This window comes from Actinoallomurus liliacearum, assembly GCF_039542035.1.
In the GTDB taxonomy this organism is placed as follows: Bacteria; Actinomycetota; Actinomycetes; order Streptosporangiales; family Streptosporangiaceae; genus Actinoallomurus; species Actinoallomurus liliacearum.
On record NZ_BAABHJ010000022.1, the window covers coordinates 70,607 to 86,565 of the forward strand.

11 protein-coding genes are annotated in these 15,959 nt (G+C 68.0%); 2 read left to right on the plus strand and 9 right to left on the minus strand.

Annotated elements, in window-relative coordinates:
• Positions 1-47 precede the first annotated feature (47 nt).
• The 3 genes from ABD978_RS27710 to ABD978_RS27720 are packed head-to-tail and all read right to left on the minus strand — an operon-like array spanning position 48 to position 3,254.
• Positions 48-1,004, minus strand: coding sequence for a carbohydrate ABC transporter permease (locus tag ABD978_RS27710; protein WP_345360784.1), 957 nt, complete (start codon positions 1,002-1,004; stop codon positions 48-50).
• Positions 994-1,890 carry a carbohydrate ABC transporter permease gene (locus ABD978_RS27715; RefSeq protein WP_345360787.1) on the minus strand — a complete coding sequence of 299 codons (897 nt, stop codon included), beginning with the start codon at positions 1,888-1,890 and terminating at the stop codon, positions 994-996. The genes ABD978_RS27710 and ABD978_RS27715 overlap by 11 nt, the downstream gene beginning before the upstream one ends.
• Complete coding sequence (locus ABD978_RS27720; protein ID WP_345360790.1) at positions 1,887-3,254, minus strand: ABC transporter substrate-binding protein; 1,368 nt, start codon at positions 3,252-3,254, stop codon at positions 1,887-1,889. Before ABD978_RS27720 ends, ABD978_RS27715 begins: the two co-directional genes overlap by 4 nt.
• 395 nt (positions 3,255-3,649) lie before the next feature.
• On the opposite strand from ABD978_RS27720, the gene ABD978_RS27725 reads away from it, so the two are divergent.
• Positions 3,650-4,432, plus strand: a complete 783-nt coding sequence (locus ABD978_RS27725; RefSeq protein ID WP_345360792.1) for a FadR/GntR family transcriptional regulator — start codon at positions 3,650-3,652, stop codon at positions 4,430-4,432.
• A 39-nt stretch (positions 4,433-4,471) separates the two neighbouring features.
• Here the strand turns inward: ABD978_RS27725 and ABD978_RS27730 are convergent, their stop codons facing one another.
• From ABD978_RS27730 to ABD978_RS27755, 6 genes are all read right to left on the minus strand, one after another.
• Positions 4,472-6,016, minus strand: a complete 1,545-nt coding sequence (locus ABD978_RS27730; RefSeq protein WP_345360794.1) for an arabinofuranosidase catalytic domain-containing protein — start codon at positions 6,014-6,016, stop codon at positions 4,472-4,474.
• A gap of 38 nt (positions 6,017-6,054) precedes the next feature.
• A complete protein-coding gene (locus ABD978_RS27735; protein ID WP_345360797.1) occupies positions 6,055-7,530 on the minus strand; it encodes an endo-1,4-beta-xylanase in 1,476 nt (491 codons plus the stop codon).
• 46 nt (positions 7,531-7,576) lie between these two features.
• Complete coding sequence (locus tag ABD978_RS27740; protein WP_345360801.1) at positions 7,577-8,857, minus strand: extracellular catalytic domain type 1 short-chain-length polyhydroxyalkanoate depolymerase; 1,281 nt, start codon at positions 8,855-8,857, stop codon at positions 7,577-7,579.
• A 94-nt stretch (positions 8,858-8,951) separates the two neighbouring features.
• The gene (locus ABD978_RS27745; protein WP_345360804.1) at positions 8,952-10,928 is read right to left on the minus strand and encodes an alpha-L-fucosidase; all 1,977 of its coding nucleotides are present in this window, start codon (positions 10,926-10,928) and stop codon (positions 8,952-8,954) included.
• A gap of 122 nt (positions 10,929-11,050) precedes the next feature.
• Positions 11,051-12,466 carry a glycoside hydrolase family 10 protein gene (locus ABD978_RS27750; protein ID WP_345360807.1) on the minus strand — a complete coding sequence of 472 codons (1,416 nt, stop codon included), beginning with the start codon at positions 12,464-12,466 and terminating at the stop codon, positions 11,051-11,053.
• A 453-nt stretch (positions 12,467-12,919) separates the two neighbouring features.
• Positions 12,920-14,446, minus strand: a complete 1,527-nt coding sequence (locus ABD978_RS27755; protein WP_345360810.1) for an arabinofuranosidase catalytic domain-containing protein — start codon at positions 14,444-14,446, stop codon at positions 12,920-12,922.
• 488 nt (positions 14,447-14,934) lie between these two features.
• Here ABD978_RS27755 and ABD978_RS27760 point away from each other — a divergent pair, with 488 nt between their 5' ends.
• A complete protein-coding gene (locus tag ABD978_RS27760) occupies positions 14,935-15,951 on the plus strand; it encodes a LacI family DNA-binding transcriptional regulator (RefSeq protein ID WP_345360813.1) in 1,017 nt (338 codons plus the stop codon).
• Positions 15,952-15,959: the final 8 nt, after the last annotated feature.

Below are 15,959 nucleotides of genomic sequence, written 5' to 3' on the forward strand. Positions count from 1 at the left end.
CGCCGTACGGCGGAAGACGCGGGTCTTGCCCGCGGCGCGGCCTGAGGTCAGCTCTTGGTCGCGCCGGCGAGCATTCCGGAGACCAGGAAGCGCTGGGAGAAGAGGAAGACGACGAGTACGGGAGTGATCGCCAGCAGCGTGGCCAGCGCCAGTTCGGGGCGCTGAACCTCGAGCGAGCCGACGGTCGGATTGAACTGGGGAACGTTGTTCAGCAGCGTGCCCAGGCCCACCTGGACCGGGAACTGGTCGCTCTCGGGCAGCAGGACGTACGGAAGGAAGTAGTTGGTCCAGTTGGTCACGAAGCTGAAGAACCCGACCAGCGCGACGACCGGCGCGGCGAGGGGCAGGGCGATACGGCGGAAGGCTCCGAACTCCGAGCAGCCGTCGAGTTTCGCGGCGGCCAGCAGTTCCTTGGGCATCGCGGTGCTGAAGTAGATGTAGGTGAGGTATGCGCCGAACGGATAGAAGGAGTACGGCAAGATGATCGACCACATCGAGCCGACCAGATGTACGGCGTTGACCTCCAGGAACAACGGCACCACGAGCGTCGCGTTCGGCATGAGCATGACGACGAGGGTCGCCACCAGGAGCGTGCGGCGGCCGTGGAACTCGGTCATCGCGAGCGCGTATCCGGCGGGGATCGTCACGCCGAGCGTGATCGCGAGTGCGAGGAACGAGTAGAGCGCGGAGTTGCGCAGCCACAGAAGGATCGCGTCGCCCTGGTACGACGTCAGCGCGTCCCAGTTGTGCCGCAGCGCGGACCAGGACCCGATCGAGAGCGGGTCGCCGTGGACGAGCTGTTCGTCGGTCTTGGTGGCCGCCAGCAGGAGCCACAGGACCGGGACCACGAAGAACAGCAGGAACGCCGCGAGCACCATGGCGCGAAGCGGGTTCGGCGGCCTGCGGCGTGGGGCGCGGTTCGGCCGCCCGGCCCTGCGGGCAGTCGATCCCACGGCCGTGCCGGCATGGGCGGCCCCGGCGGGCCGCCGGGTGTCAGTCGGCATCGAAGAACCCCGATCTGGCGACGAACAGGCCGGCGACGACGAGCCCGACGAGCAGTAGCTCGACCGAGATGGCCGCTGCGGAGCCGACGTTGTCGTTCTGGAAGGCGAAGTCGTACGAGAGCTGGTTGAGCGAATAGTCCCGGCCGGCCACGCCGTTGCTCGCCTGCGACAGCAACTGCGGCTCGACGAACAGCTGGGTGCCCGCGGCGAACGACAGGATGACCATGTAGACGATCCATTTGCGCAGGAGCGGGAGCTGGATGTGCCGCGCGATCCGCCAGGGCCCGGCCCCGTCGATCCGGGCCGCCTCCAGCAGGTCCGGGGAGATGTTGTTCAGCGCGCCGTACATGACCACGATCCAGCCGCCCGCGCCCGTCCAGAACGCGATGACGGCCAGCAGCATCGGCAGGTGCCCGGGGGCGATGACCTGGCCGAAGGTGTCGAGGCCGAGGGCGCGCAGCAGGAAGCTCACTGGGCTCACCGTCGGGTCGAGCATGAACAGCCAGACCATCGCGCTCGCCGCTCCGGCCAGCGCTCCGGGGATGTAGTAGAGGAAGCGCAGGGTCCTGTCGGTCGCGCGGGCGGTCAGGCCGTGCAGCAGGAGCGCGAGCCCGACGACCAGTACCACCAGCGAGACCAGCCAGACGAGCAGGTAGAGCGCCACGTGGCCGATGGCCGGCAGGAAGCGGAAGTCGGCCGCCGCGGTGGTGAAGTTCGACAGCCCGGCGAAGCGCTCGCTCGCGTCGGTGAAGGCGAAGTAGATGGCGTAGACCGTGGGCACGAGTCCGAACGCGATCAGCAGCACGACGTACGGGGCAACGAAACCGTGTCCGGCCCGGCCGGGCCACGACACCCGTCGTGCCCGGCCGTCGCTCCGCCCGCTCACCGGCCGACCTTGTATCCGTCGGACCGCGCGTAGTTCGCGATCGCGTTCTGCCATGCGGGGAGCAACGAGACGATCGACCTGCCCCCGGTCACGCCCGTTGTGACGGTGGCCGCCCAGATCGCCTCCTGGCTGAACTGGCCGTACCCCCAGCCGGACCACACCTGCCCGGCCGCCGTCCGGAGCGGCCCGGCGATGTCGCCCGCGTAGTAGTGGGAGGAGGCCTGGTTCGCCAGCCAGGCCTTGGCCGCGGCCGTGTACGCCGGATAGCCGGGGGCGACCTTGCCCTGGTAGTCGTTCGAGGTGGTCACCCAGGTGAGGAAGTCCGTGCCGGCCTTCAGATGGGCGCTGTGCGCCGACAGCAGCCAGGTGCCGCCGCCGACGTTGCCGACGGAGGGGGCCGGGTCGCCGGACCACTGGGGCATCGGGGCGATCCCTATCCGGCCGGCGGGGGTCTTGAAGGTGCCCTGGAAGAGGGAACCGCCGAACCAGGACGGGCCGGGCAGCATGAGGACCTTGTCGGCCTGGTTCTTGTCGAAGTCGGAGCTGAAGACGCTGCTCGTCGACATCGTGCGGTTCTTGATCAGGGTGTCCAGCAACGTGGCCATCCGGGTGCAGTTCGCACTCGTCGTGTTGATCGTGACCGCTTTGGGACCGGTGATCTGGTTGGCGCCGCACTTGCCCGCCCACATGTAGATCTCCGGCGTGAAGCCGTCGCCCGCGGAGCCGACCAGGTATCCGGGGTGCTCGGCGGCGACCTTCTCGCCCAGGGCCTGGTAGTCCTCCCAGGTCGCCGGGACCTTGTAGCCCCACTTCCTCATGAGGCCGGCGTCGTACCAGAGCACGGTCTGGGACAGGTCGTTGCGCAGGCAGTAGAGCGTGCCGTTCACCGTGCACGGGTCGTTGGCGCCGTGGGCCCAACCGGCCAGGGTGGACTGCGGGAGCAGACCCTTGTTCAGCGGGGCGGTGAAGCCCGCCCGCACCGCCCAGGAGACCTCGTTGTTCTGCGAGCTGAAGACGACGTCCGGCCATCCCTTGCGGGTCCGGTTGAACAGGCTCACCTTGGTCTGGAGGTAGTTCGAACCGTTGGCGTCCCCGTCATAGGTGACGATGTTCATCTTCACCGCGGGATGGTGCTTCTGGTACAGCTGGGCGGCCGCCAGACGAGTCGAGTCCACCCACACCGTCAGCGGCCCGCCGGTCTGTGGCGCCTTTCTGAAACCTTCCTGCGCTCCGGCGGTCCCCCCTCCGCCGCCGCAGGCCGTGACGACCGCCAGCACGAAAGTGCCACCGAGGACCGGCAGCACTGCGCGGCGGCGGCTTCTACCTGATCTCCTCGCGCCGTCGGCGCGAACCTTGATCGTCATCGGCTGCTCCACTGACGTCGTGGGGCCCGCCGGACCTGGATGGGGCGGGCCGAGGAGGAATGTGTCTGACTCATCGTGCGAGGTTCGGATGGTAGAGGCGGTCCGCGACGATGCGGAGGCCACCCCTGCGACCACCTGAGATCGGATGGCCGCCGTGGCCCCTCATCAGAGCGCTGGAGCGCTGTCGCGTCAAGAGGATGAGCGGGCTTATTTCTACGGCCGCGTTACCAGAGAGAGACATATTGCAGACTGATCGCCCATTTACCTGGTGCATCCATATCCGACTGGGCGAATGAGTCATACTTATCTTCCGTCGCATCGGTTGAGAGGTATGCTCTCCCACAGCCGAGGGTCAGTCGCACTCTCGGGTGGACCGCCACGAAGGAGGCCCGCCGGTGGACGGCACGGCCAAGCCGGCTGCGACCGAGGTGCCGACCCCGGAGCAGGACGGCGACACGCAGCGGACCGGCGCGTACCGGCCACGCTACGAACTGGTGGCCGAGCAGGTCCTCCAGCTCATCGCCGACCTGCGCCTGCAGCCCGGCGACCGGATGCCCACCGAGAACGAGCTCGCCGCGCGCCTGGGCACCAGCCGGACCGTCGTACGGGAGGCCGTCAAGATCCTCTCCGCGATCGGCCGGGTTCGCGCCCAGAAGGGCCGCGGACTCTACGTCGCCGACGATGAGGGGATGCTGGGCTCATCGCGTTGGGGGGGTTTCTTCCTCCCGACCGACCTCGATCACGTCTACATGCTCTTCGAGTTCCGCCGGGTCCAGGAGACCACGGCGAGTCGGCTCGCCGCGACCCGGGCCACTCCCGCCGAGCTCCGCGCCATCGAGGCCGCCGCAGAGACGTGCCGGGAGGGGCATGTGACCGGGCGGGCGGCGCTGTTCGACCAGGGTGACGACGCCTTCCACCTGGGCATCGCCGCCGCCTCGCACAACCCGTTCCTCGTCGCGGCGGTCCGCGAGGCCCGCCGCCTGCAGCACCAGTCCAGCACGATCGGCCTGCACGGTACGGTCGGCGGCCACGCGGAGGAGGCGATCGAGGAGCACACCGCGATCTACCAGGCCATCCGCGACGGCGACCCGGATGCCGCGGCCCAGGCCGCCGCCGTCCACCTCGACAAGACCCTCGAGGACTACCGGCGCGAGATCCAGCGCCGCGTCTTCGGCTGATGCAGCCGAAGACGCGGCCGGCCGAACCGGACCGGGGCGTCAGCCGAAGCCGAAGTCCTGGTTGGTGCCAGAGGCGTTCTTGCAGGGCCACTGGTCGAGCTGCTGGCCGAGGATGCCGCCGGCCCCGTAGACGTCCAGGCACAGACCGCTGTTCTGGTTCTTGAACTCATACGAGCCGTCGGACTGCTGGATCGGCTGCCACATCGTGTTCGCCGCCCCGTTCCGGGCCTGCTGCACGATGTCCGGGATCCCCTGCGCCGTCGAGCCGTTGGCCACCGCCACGACCTGACCGGAGTTCTGCGCCTGCAGCTCCCCATAGCCGTTCGAGCCCGGCAGGAACTGGAACTGCTGGTTCGACTGGCCGTTGCAGGTCCACTGATCGATCGCCGCGCCCGCGGCGCCGCTGTTGCCGTACACGTCCAGGCACAGACCATCGCTGCCGACGACGAGCCGGTGATAGCCGCTCGGAACACCACCCCCTGCGCCGCCGGACCCGTAACCGGCGGCCACGAGGTCGGCCTGCACGGCGTTGTCGGTGGCATCCGACGGATAGCCGGAGACGATGGCGCCTTCATAAAAGGTCCCCACGCTCAGGTTGGTGTTGCCGTTGCAGCAGTCACCGCCGCTTCCCAAGATGATGGCGCCCTGCTTCTTCATCGGGCTGTATCCGCTGGGAAGCGCCCCGTCCCACAAGGTGGTCAGGCTGCCGGATTGGGCGTTGGCGCCTTTGATCGCGAATCGCGATGTGCCGTTGTTCTTCAGCATCGCCGTGACGTACCTGCTGGTGAAGGCCCGCTGGTTCGGGTTCCAGGAGGTGCTCCCGCCGGGGAACAGGCCCCACTCGAGATCCGCCTGGACCCAGGGCCCGGACCCGGAGCACCCGCCGAACCAGCACGAGGTGCTGAAGTTGATCGCGTCCATGGCGCCAGGACCGTCGGCCTTCCGGTCCGTCTCGCTGTTGCCGTAGTCGAAGCAGCAGCCGCCGTTGACGTGGGTACCGCTGGTCACCATGTACATGCCTTCGGGCGTGCTACCCGTCGGGACTCCCGACGACGAGCCGTTCCGCCAATAGCTGTTGCCGGCGTTGATGTAGAGCGAGTAGGCCTTGCTACCGCCGACGGTCAGCGACTCGCTCGTCGCGTTCGCGGGAGTGTCGGAGCCGCCGACTCCTCCAGGTCCCTGGTACCAGAGGTCGTTGCCGTGCCCCGACTGGTCGTAGACGACGGTGACGACACAGGACGTGCCGGTGCAGAACGAGTCCTGGGCCGCGGCGTTGGCGAAACCGCCCGTGGCCAGCACGCCGATGTCCCTGGTCTTGTTGTCCGAGGACCGCCTGACCTGGTACAGGTTGCCGCTGTACGAGCCGTAGAGCGCGCGCACGGTGCTGTGCGCGGCGACGCACGGCGTACCGCCCGACGCGTAGATGTCGCAGGGACCGGTACCGACCGCCGACGCCGGCACCGACCAGGTCACCACGGCCGCCAGCACCGTGGCCAGCATCACCAGGACGTGAAGAGCGACGGCCGTCGGCATGCGCCGCCCCCGAGGCGTACGGGGCGAGCCGAGAACGAATGAAGACCGCAATGTTCTACTCCTTGGCAGACGATGTGGCGCGGAACCCTTCATCCGAAGGTCCATTGCTGGTTCGACCGGCCGCTGCAGGTCCACAGTTGGACCAGGGCGCCGTTGGCCGTCGACGCTCCGGTCACGTCCAGGCACAGGCCGGACTGCACGCCGGTGACGGTGCCGTTGGAGTTGACCTGCCACTGCTGGTTGGCCTGGCCGTTGCAGGGCCAGATCTCGACCTCGGTGCCCGGGGAGGTCTGGTTGCCGTAGGCGTCGAGACACATGGTCGAGCCGCCGCCGTAGACGGTCAGCTGCCCGCCGGAGGTGCGCGTCCAAAGCTGATTGGACCCGCCCCAGCAGTCGTAGATCTGCAGTTGGGTGCCCTGAGCGGTGGCGGCGTTCGGCACGTCGAGGCACTTGCCCGCGCCGACCGCGTGCAGTTCGCCCGTGGAACCGCCGCCGGATGAGGAGCCGCCCAGCGCGGTGACGACGGCGTTGTAGGCGGGCTTGGGCTGGTAATCGGAGTCGTAAATTGTGGCGGCGCCGTAGCCGGGAAAGGTGCCGGGAATCCAGGAGTGCCCGTCGTCCACGCCCCACTGCGAGACGCCCACACAGCGGGAGACCTGCAGGCAGTCGTTCGTCACGGCGCCGAAGTCGGTGGCCTGCTGCTGCAGGGTGGTGCTGCCGGCCGGCAGCTGGATGCGATCGTCGAGCTCGGTGACCGCCACGTCCAGCCCCAGGTCGGCGAACCGCTGCATGTTGGACAGCATGGACGAGGGCACCTGGCCGACGATGAAGTGGCTTTCGAACCCGATGCCGTTCAGCGGCACGCCCTGGGACAGCAGCGACTGCGCCAGCGAGTACATCGCGTTGCTCTTGGCGTTCTGTCCCTCGATGTTGTAGTCGTTCAGGTACAGCGCGGCGTTGGGATCCGCGGCATGCGCGGTGCGCAGCGCGTCGGCGATGTAGTTGCTGCCCATGGCGTTGTAGAAGACGTCCTTGCGCAGGCTGCCGTCCTCGTTGAACGGCTCGTTGACGACGTCCCAGGCGTACACCTTGCCCTTGTAGTGCGTGGCCTCGGTGGTGATGTGAGCTTCCATCGCCCCCTGGACCTGGTTCAATGGCAGGGCGCTGACCCAGGACGGCAGCTGGGAGTGCCAGACCAGGTTGTGCCCCCGTACCCGCATGGTGTGGGACTGGGCGAAGGACACGATCCGGTCGCCGGGGCCGAAGTTGTAGGACCCGTTCGATGGCTCGGTGGTGTCCCATTTCATCTCGTTGCCGGGAGTCACCATGTCGAATTGGGCCCCCGCGATGCCGGTCTCGCCGCTGACGCTGAGGTCGGCCACGGTCAGTGCGGTACCGAAGTAACGGCCTTTCGCCTCGGCCAGGCCGCGCAGGGACGTCGCCGCCCGCGCCGGCAGCGCCGTGCCGGTCACCGCGGCCAACATCATCACGGCGGCCACGGCGAGGGCGGCGATACCGCCGAGCCGGGCCCTACATGGGTCGATCAAGGTTCTTCTGACGGTCACGTTCGGCCTCCATCGCCGATCCCGAGGTCCATTGCGTCGGTGTCGTTCAGCCCGAGGTGCTCACGTCGCAGGCGGTGCCGTTGAGGGTGAACCCGGTCGGCGCCGCCGCGTTGCCGGTCTGGTTCGCCTGGAACCCGATGCCGGTCGAGGCGCCCGGCGCCAGGACCGCGTTGTAGCTCAGGTTCTTGGCCGTGACCTGGCCGCTGCTGCCGCTGTAGGTGGCGTTCCACCCGGAGGTGATGGTCTGCCCGGACGGCAGCGTGAACGCCAGAGACCAGCCGTTGATCGCCGAGCTGCCCGTATTGGCGATCGTGATGTTCTCGGTCATACCACCGGGCCATGAGCCGACCGTCGCGGTCACGCGACAGGCGGACGACCCGCCCGTCCCGCCACCGGTACCTCCGCCACCGCCGTCACCGCCGTCCAGGCCGAAGAAGTGAATCGCGTAGGCGGCCATCCCCGGATGCGGCAGGTCATGGCCCGCGCCCGCGATGGTGTAGGCCTCGACGTCCACGGTGCCGGAGGAGTCGGCGAACCGCCGCCGGGTCCACCCGGACTGCGGGGTGTCGATGGACGTGGGCGTCTGGCTCACCCCGAAGACGTTCGTCCACTCGTCCACCTCCTCCTGCAGCATCGAGTACGGCAGCACGGAGTCGGACGTGCCGTGCCACGCCTGCACCCGCGGCCGGGGACCGGTGTAGCCCGGGTAGGCGTTACGGACCATGTCGCCCCACTGCTGCGGCGTCTTGTCGCCGCACATGCCGCCGCCCGCCATGCATCCGTACGGGATGCCGGAGTACGGCGCGCCGGCCTTGAAGACGTCCGGATAGGTCGCGAGCAGGTTGTTGGTCTCCATGGCCCCCGAGGAGAAGCCGGTGGCGAACACGCGCTGCGGGTCGCCGCCGTAGTGCTGCTCCGCGTAGGTCACCATGTCGACGATCGAGACCGGATCACTGCCGCCGCCGTGGTGCAGGGCCGCGTCCGACCACACGTCGAAGCAGTTCGACATGCCGTTGGTGCTGTGCGACGCCTGCGGATAGATGACGATGAAGCCGTACCTGTCGGCCAGCGAGGCGAACTCGGTGCCCTGATAGAAGCCGGGCGCCCAGCCGTTACAGCCGTGCATCGCCACCAGGATGGCCGGGTGGGCGGGCACGCTGCCGGGGACGTAGACGTACATCTGCATGTTGCCGGGGTTGGCGCCGAAGTTCGACACCTGCGTCAGGGACGCCGCCGACGCTCGCGGCACGAGAGCCGTGACCGTGCACAGCGCCACGGCCAGTGCCGCGACGACGATGCCGGCGAGTGCCTTGATGAGCCGTCTCACCGCTCCTCTCCTTCTTCGCGGGCCCATGCGTGTTCCGCGATCGTGTCGTGGGAATTCGGGTGGTCGGGGGTGGATGGTCCGGTGCGGCCGGGGCTCAGACACCCGTGATGGTCCACTCGTTGTTGGTGCTCGAGTTCGGTGTCCACAGCACGGTGGTCGCGCCGGTCGTCGTGCTACCGGCGCCGTCCAGACCCGTACCGGTGCCGCGGTTGATGATCTGATAGCGGCCGTTGCCGACGTCGTTCAGCCGCCACTGCTGGTTGTTGCCGCCGTTCCAGGCCGCCTGCAGGCAGCTCGCGCCGTTGGCGGTGTTGCCCCAGCTGTCGGCCACCATCCCGTTGGTACGGTTGACGATGCGGTAGTAGCCGTTGCCCAGGTCAACCAGCTGCCACTGCAGGTTGGTGGACCCGTCGTAGCTCCACTGCTTGAGCACCGACCCGGACGAGACGTTGCCGCCGCTGTCGAGGACCAGGCCGCTGGTCACATTGGCGATCTTCACCCAGCCCGTGGTGGTGCCGCCGCCCAGGGCGGGGATCTGGCCGGAGAAGGTGAGCTTCACGACGTACGCCAGCGCGCTGAAGGGGGCGCTCGACGACGGCAGCGAGATGTGCAGCCCGGCGCCGTCCTGGCTGCGGTTCGGCAGGTTGACGTACGAGCCGGCGGTCTGGTCGAGGAGCTGGACCGAGGTGAGGCTGCTCAGGTTGATCTGACCGGAGTTCAGGGTCGTGATGGTGAGGGTGCTGCCCGGCCAGCCCAGCGCGGTCGCGTACAGCACCGTGTTGTCCTTGCTGCGGGTGAACCGGATGTCCTGAGCGGTTCCCTCCCGCGGCGTGGTGAAGGAGCCGCCGCCCATCTGCGTCGGCCCCTCGCCGAAGGACGCCCAGGCGCGGGTGGCGTAGACGGACTCGCCGAACCGCTTGAGGTAGTCCCCCATTCCCTGCAGGATCGCCTGCTGCCCCACCGGGATGGTGCCGTCGGCCATCGGGGCGATGTTGAGCACCATGGTGCCGTTCTTGCTGACCCGGTCGATCAGCGCGTGCATCATGGCCTTGGTCGAGTAGTAGCCGATGCCGACCGTGTAGCACCAGCTCGAGCTGGAGACGCTGTCGTCGGTCTGCCAGTAGGGCGTCTGAATGCCGGCCGGACCGCCGCGTTCGAAGTCGTAGACCTCGCCCTTGTTGTCGAAGCCGTCCTTGTAGGTGGCCACGACGTCCTTGTTCCAGGCGACCGCCTGGTTGTAGTAGTACGCGAGGAACTGCAGCCGCAGCGGCTCCTGGACCAGGTTCAGGTCGAAGTCCTGGTAGATGATGTCGGGCTGGTAGCCGTCGATGACCTCCTTGAGCTTGTCGTACCACAGCTGGTTCTCTGCGGCCGACCCGAGCTGGCCGTACAGCTTCTTGAGTGTGGTCGTCGTCTGCGCCGGGACGTGGTCGTAATAGCCGTTGAAGTGGTACGCGTGGTGAAGGGACACGTACAGCTTCAGGCCCTTGGACCGGATCGCGTCGGCGTGCTGCCGCAGCAGGTCGAGCCGGGGCCCGGTGGTGACGGAGTTCCACTCGTTGGCGGTGCTGTTCCACATCGAGTAGCCGTCGTGGTGCTCGGCGACCGGCCCGGCGAACTTCGCGCCCGCGTCGGCGAACAGCTGCGCCCACGCGTTCGGGTCCCAGTTGCCGCCCGCCGATTTCTGCTTCGGGGCGAACTGGACCCAGTTGCCGGCCTTGTCGCGGGCGCCGTTGATGAAGTTGTGGTAGGGCCATGCCGACGGATCGCCGTACACGCTCTTGTGGTGGTTGTTCTCGGCGGATCCGCTGATGTACATGTTCCGCGGATACCACTCGTTACCGAACGCGGGAACGCTGAACACACCCCAGTGGTAGTAGATGCCGAACTTGGCGTCCTGGTACCACTCGGGAGCCGGCGGGTGCTGATCGACCGACGACCAGCTCGCCGTGTAACCACTCGGGCCGGTGGTGGCTCCGGCGGTACGGAATCCCAGCAGGCCGGCGACGACGGTGGCGCCGGCCGTGGTGAGCAGGCGCCGGCGGCTCAATTGGAACTGGTACGGAGGCATGACGGGGACCTTTCGGCGGGGGGCGCACCTCGAGATGATGCGCGGCCGGCGGAGCGAGGGACCGGGCCGGACGCGTCGCGCACGCGTCCGGCCCGGCATGGGCGGCGCCTGCGGCCGGGTGATCAGCCGGTGGTGCAGGCGATGCCGTTGAGCGCGAAGTTCGAGGGCACCGGGTTGCTGCCGTTCCAGGACCCGTTGAACCCGAAGCTCGTGCTGCCGTTGGTGGGGATCGAGCCGTTGTAGTCGACGTTGCGGGCGGTCACGTTCGCCCCGCTCTGGGTCACGGCGGCGTTCCACGCCTGGGTGATCTGCTGTCCCGCCCCGAACGACCAGGTCAGTGTCCAGCTCGAGACGGAACCGCCCAGGTTGGTCACGGTGACGTTCGTGCCGAACCCGCCGGTCCACTGCGAGGCGATCGTGTACTTGACCGAGCACCCGCCGTTCCCCGGCGGTGTGGGCGTCGGCGTGGGAGTTGGCGTGGGCGTGGGCGTGGGCGTGGATGAACCTCCACCGCCGTACGGGACGCCGCTGCCGAGCGCGGACAGGACCGCCTCGTAGGCGGCCTTCTTGTTGCCGTTCGCGTCGAACAGCAGCGGGTTCTCACCACTGCGCCAGGAGTCGCTGTCGCGGATTCCCCACACGGTGATGCCCGCGCAGCGGGAGACGTTCACGCATGCCCTGACCGTGTTGCCGTACGCGGTCGACGGCGCCTGGGCGATGTCGAGCTCGGTGAGCTGGACGTCGACGCCGAGGGCGGCGAAGTTCGACAGCGTGGTCTGGAAGCTCGCCGGAGGTCCGCCGGAACCGAAGTGACTCTGGAAGCCGACGCAGTCGATCGGGACGCCGCGGGACTTGAAGTCCTTGACCATGGCGTAGACACCCTGGGTCTTGGCGTCGCTCCAGTTCTCGATGTTGTAGTCGTTGTAACAGAGCTTGGCGCTCGGGTCGGCGGCCCGCGCGGTACGGAACGCCTCTTCGATGAAGCCGTTGCCCAGGACGTTCTGGAACACCGAGCTGCGGTGCTGGGTGCTGCCGTCGGCGAACGCCTCATTCACCACGTCCCAGGCGTAGATCTTGCCCTTGAAGTGGGTCATCTCGGTCGTGATGTGGTTGTCCATCACGCTGCGCAGCGTATTGGCGTCGGTGATGCCGCTGACCCAGCCGGGGAGCTGGGAGTGCCAGACCAGGGTGTGGCCCCTCATGCGCTGCCCGTGCGCCAGGGCGTGGTTGACGATCTGGTCGGCCGGGCCGAAGTTGAACGAGCCGCGGGACGGTTCGGTGGTGTCCCACTTCATCTCGTTCTCCGGGGTGATCATGTTGAATTCCCGGTCAAGAATCGTCGAGTACGTCGAGTCCCCGAGCTTGCCGGCGGCCACGGCGGTACCGAAGTAACGCCCGGACTGGGCCGCCTGCGCTCCGAGGGTGCTCGCGGCCTGCGCGGAACCGGGCACCAGCGTTGCGGCCCCGGCGACCACGGCGGCGGCCGACAGCGCCGAGACCAGCCCCCGCACCCGGCGAGGCCGGATCGAAGATTTCATGATTCTCCCTGCCACATCAGGTGGCCGCGCCGTTCTGTTGCCACGGCGAGTAGAGGTCCGCGCATCGGCTGCTTCCCACCTCTCTGGGTTCGATATCTCGAACAAGGTGCGAGATATTGGACTGAAGATTCAGCCGGGAGTATCCGGGCTGTAGCCGCGAAGTCAAGGCGTCTGACATTCGCGCGTGCCGGCGAATCGTTGCGGCGCTGACAGCGGCGGCTCCAGCCTGGGGGACGTATGAAAACAGCTGAAAGTAACGCGGCAATGCACGTGCCGCGCGTTTCACCGAGACGGGTAAGTCGGCACCGGCGAATGATGTCCTTTTCCATCGCCGGATGGCAGCATCGAAGAGCCCTCGACGTTGGTGAACCTCGAGGGCTCTCCTCTTGGTCAGCCGCTCCGTCTCCTCCAGATTCGGTCGGCTGCCTTCAGCGGCGTACCCGAATGATCCCGTCAGCGGGGGGTGAAGTCCTGGTTGGTTCCGGCCGCGTTCTTGCACGGCCACTGGTCCAACTGCTGGCCCAGGTTGCTGCCGGCACCATAGACGTCCAGGCACAGCCCACTACCCGCGTTCTGGAACGCGAACGACCCATCGGACTGGGGAACCGGCTTCCACATCGTGCCCGCCGCACCACTCCGCGCCTGCTGCACGATGTCCGGACTCCCCTGCCCCGTCGAGCCGTTCACCACCCCGACCACCTGACCGGAGTTCTGCGCCTGCAACTCCCCGAAACCGTTCGACCCCGGCAGGAACTGGAACTGCTGATTCGACTGCCCGTTACACGTCCACTGATCGATCGCCGCACCCGCAGCCGAACTATTGCCGTACACATCCAGGCACAACCCGTCATTGCCGACCACCAACTGGTGATAACCACCCGGGAAACCACCCGTGCCACCACCCGCTCCATAACCAGCGGCCGTGATACTCGCCTGCACCGCGTTCTCCGTCGCGTCAGACGGATAACCCGAAGTCATCGCACCCTCGAAGAACTCGCCCTGGCCGCTGGGGCTGTTGTCACCACCGGTGCCCAGCAGGATCGAACTGTCCGTGCGCATCGGCGAGTAGCCGTTGGGCAGCGGACCCGAGTACGGGGTCGTCAGACCGCCGCTGGTGGCGTTGCCGTATTTCAGGGTGAAGTTACTGGTGCCGTTGTTCTTCTCCCACGCGCTTACGAAGGGGAAGTGCACCCCGCTGTTGTTCGGGTCGTGGTTGGAGCCGGTACCGGTGTGGTACATGCCGTTCTCCAGGTCGGCCTCCACCCACGGGCCGCTACCGGTGCACCCGCCGAACCAGCACGCGGTGCCCCAGTAGATCGCGTTCATGGTGGCGTTTCCGGTGTCGGTGTGGGAGTTCTCGCCGCTGCCGTAGTCGAAGCAGCACCACTGGTTCACGTAGTTCGACGAGGTCACCATGTAGATGCCCGCCGGCTGCGAACCGGTGGGCACCCCCTTGGCGTGGTCGACGCGGTAGCCGGTGCCGGGCGTGGACTTGATCCCGTACGCCGGGTGGCCGGCCACGGTGATCGGGAGCGCCATGGCGTCCGCCCCGATGTCCGCGCCGTTGGGGCCGGGGCCCTTCCAGTAGCCGCCCCAGGAGATCGGCAGGTCGTTGTGGTTCGCCGTCTGGTCATAGATCTTCGTGATCGTGCAGGACGTGCCCGCGCAGAACGACGCTTGTGGGGCGGCGTCCACGTACCCGCCCGCGGACAGCAGGCCGATGTCGAGGTACTTCTGGTCGGACTTGCGCTGTATCTGGTACAGCGGCCCGTTGTAGGAGGAGAACAGCGCGCGGGTCGTACTGTGCGCGGCGACACACGGCGTGCCCCCGGCCGCGTAGATGTCGCACGGAAGCGACGCCGCGGAGGCCGTGTTGACGGCGGCCTGGGTACCGAGGGCGAGCACGGCCGCCGCCACGGCCAGCAGGCAGGCGGCGAGCAGCCGCCCCGCCCAAGGTAGGCCTTTGGGAACTGGGAACATGACGAACCTCCGTCATCCTGCGACTGCGACGATCCCGTCAGCCGCCGCGACGAGGTTTCACTGTCGGATCAGGCCATCCGAACGTGAACGACGAAGTTTCGGCGGCCAGTCGAATCGATTCGAACAAGCCGCTGGGATGCTATGGCCGGGCTTCGGCGAGGTCAACGTCCGACCGCGAGCCGCCGACGACCGCGACGAGCAGGCCGAGTTCGCCCTGCTCCCGGAGCCCTCCGCGGCCATCGGCGCCCACCGGGCTTTCAAAGGCTTTCATCGGCCCGGCCTTACGCCGCGGATCGCTCCGGTGCGCGTGAGCGGCGAAGGGCCGACCGGCCGTGACGCACGGCCGACGACGTTGCTCGCCAAGAAGTGGGATGACTACACTTCATGGAAAGTAGGCGAAACGATTCGACTCGCTACCCTCATGCCGTCGAATGAGCCGGTCGGCTGGACGACCTGTGCCGACCGTGCCGGTGCCGCGAAGGAGCTCGATGAACATCGGGGAGATCGCCCGCCGCTCCGGAGTGTCGCGCAGCACCGTGTCGTACGCGCTCAGCGGCAAGCGTGCCGTGTCCGAGGCGACCCGGCAACGCATCCAGGCGGTCATCGACGAGCTGGGCTATCGCCCGAACGCCGCCGCCCGGGCGCTGAAGGAGGGCCGCACCCGCACGCTCGGACTGGTAGTCCCACCCACCCGGCGACGGTTGACGTTCATGCAACTGGAGTTCGTCGCCAGCGTCATGGAGGCCGCCGACCGCGCCGACCTCGACCTGCTGCTCTCGCCGTCCCGCGACGACCACGACCGTTCCTTCGAGCGGATCGTCGGCGGCCGCCGGGTGGACGGCCTGATCCTCATGGAGATCCGCCTGGACGACCCCCGCGTCACACGGCTGCAGGGTCTGCGGTTGCCGTTCGTGACCATCGGCCGCACCGCGCGGCCACAGGGGACGTGCTGGATCGACGTGGACTACGCGACACTCATCGACCGGTGCGTGAACCACCTGGCCGATCTCGGGCACCGCCACATCGCGCTGATCAACCGCTCGGCCGAGCTCATCGCCTCCGGCTACGGCCCCGCGCACCGGGCTCGCGAGGGATTCGCCGATGCCGTCGCCCGCCGCGGCGTCGAAGGGGTCGAGTTCTGCTGCGCCGATGATGCGGCTGCGGGCGAGACGTGCGTTCAGGAGATCCTCCGCGCCCATCCCGAGGTCACCGCGATAACTACGATCAACGAGGCAGCCCTACCCGGCATCCAGCGGGCACTCGAGGATGCGGGGCTGAACATCCCGGCCCGGTTCTCCGTCGCCGGCGTCGCCGCGCGGTACTGGGCCGAGCAGTTCCATCCTCAGCTCACCGCGGCCGACGTGCCCGCGGTGGACATGGGCGCGACCGCCGTCGACTTCCTCGTCGAACGCGTCACCGACCCGGACGCACCGCCCAGGCAGCACCTGTTCGTTCCGCCGATCTCGCTGCGGAACAGCACCGGGCCGGCACCCGCGCCGCGCTGAGCGCCCGG

Excerpts from the sequence above, each read along its gene's own strand:
- ABD978_RS27760 (WP_345360813.1), top strand. The coding sequence starts at position 14,935 with ATGAACATCGGGGAGATCGCCCGCCGCTCCGGAGTGTCGCGCAGCACC.
- ABD978_RS27710 (WP_345360784.1), bottom strand. The coding sequence starts at position 1,004 with ATGCCGACTGACACCCGGCGGCCCGCCGGGGCCGCCCATGCCGGCACG.
- ABD978_RS27745 (WP_345360804.1), bottom strand. The coding sequence starts at position 10,928 with ATGCCTCCGTACCAGTTCCAATTGAGCCGCCGGCGCCTGCTCACCACG.
- ABD978_RS27720 (WP_345360790.1), bottom strand. The coding sequence starts at position 3,254 with ATGACGATCAAGGTTCGCGCCGACGGCGCGAGGAGATCAGGTAGAAGC.
- ABD978_RS27750 (WP_345360807.1), bottom strand. The coding sequence starts at position 12,466 with ATGAAATCTTCGATCCGGCCTCGCCGGGTGCGGGGGCTGGTCTCGGCG.
- ABD978_RS27755 (WP_345360810.1), bottom strand. The coding sequence starts at position 14,446 with ATGTTCCCAGTTCCCAAAGGCCTACCTTGGGCGGGGCGGCTGCTCGCC.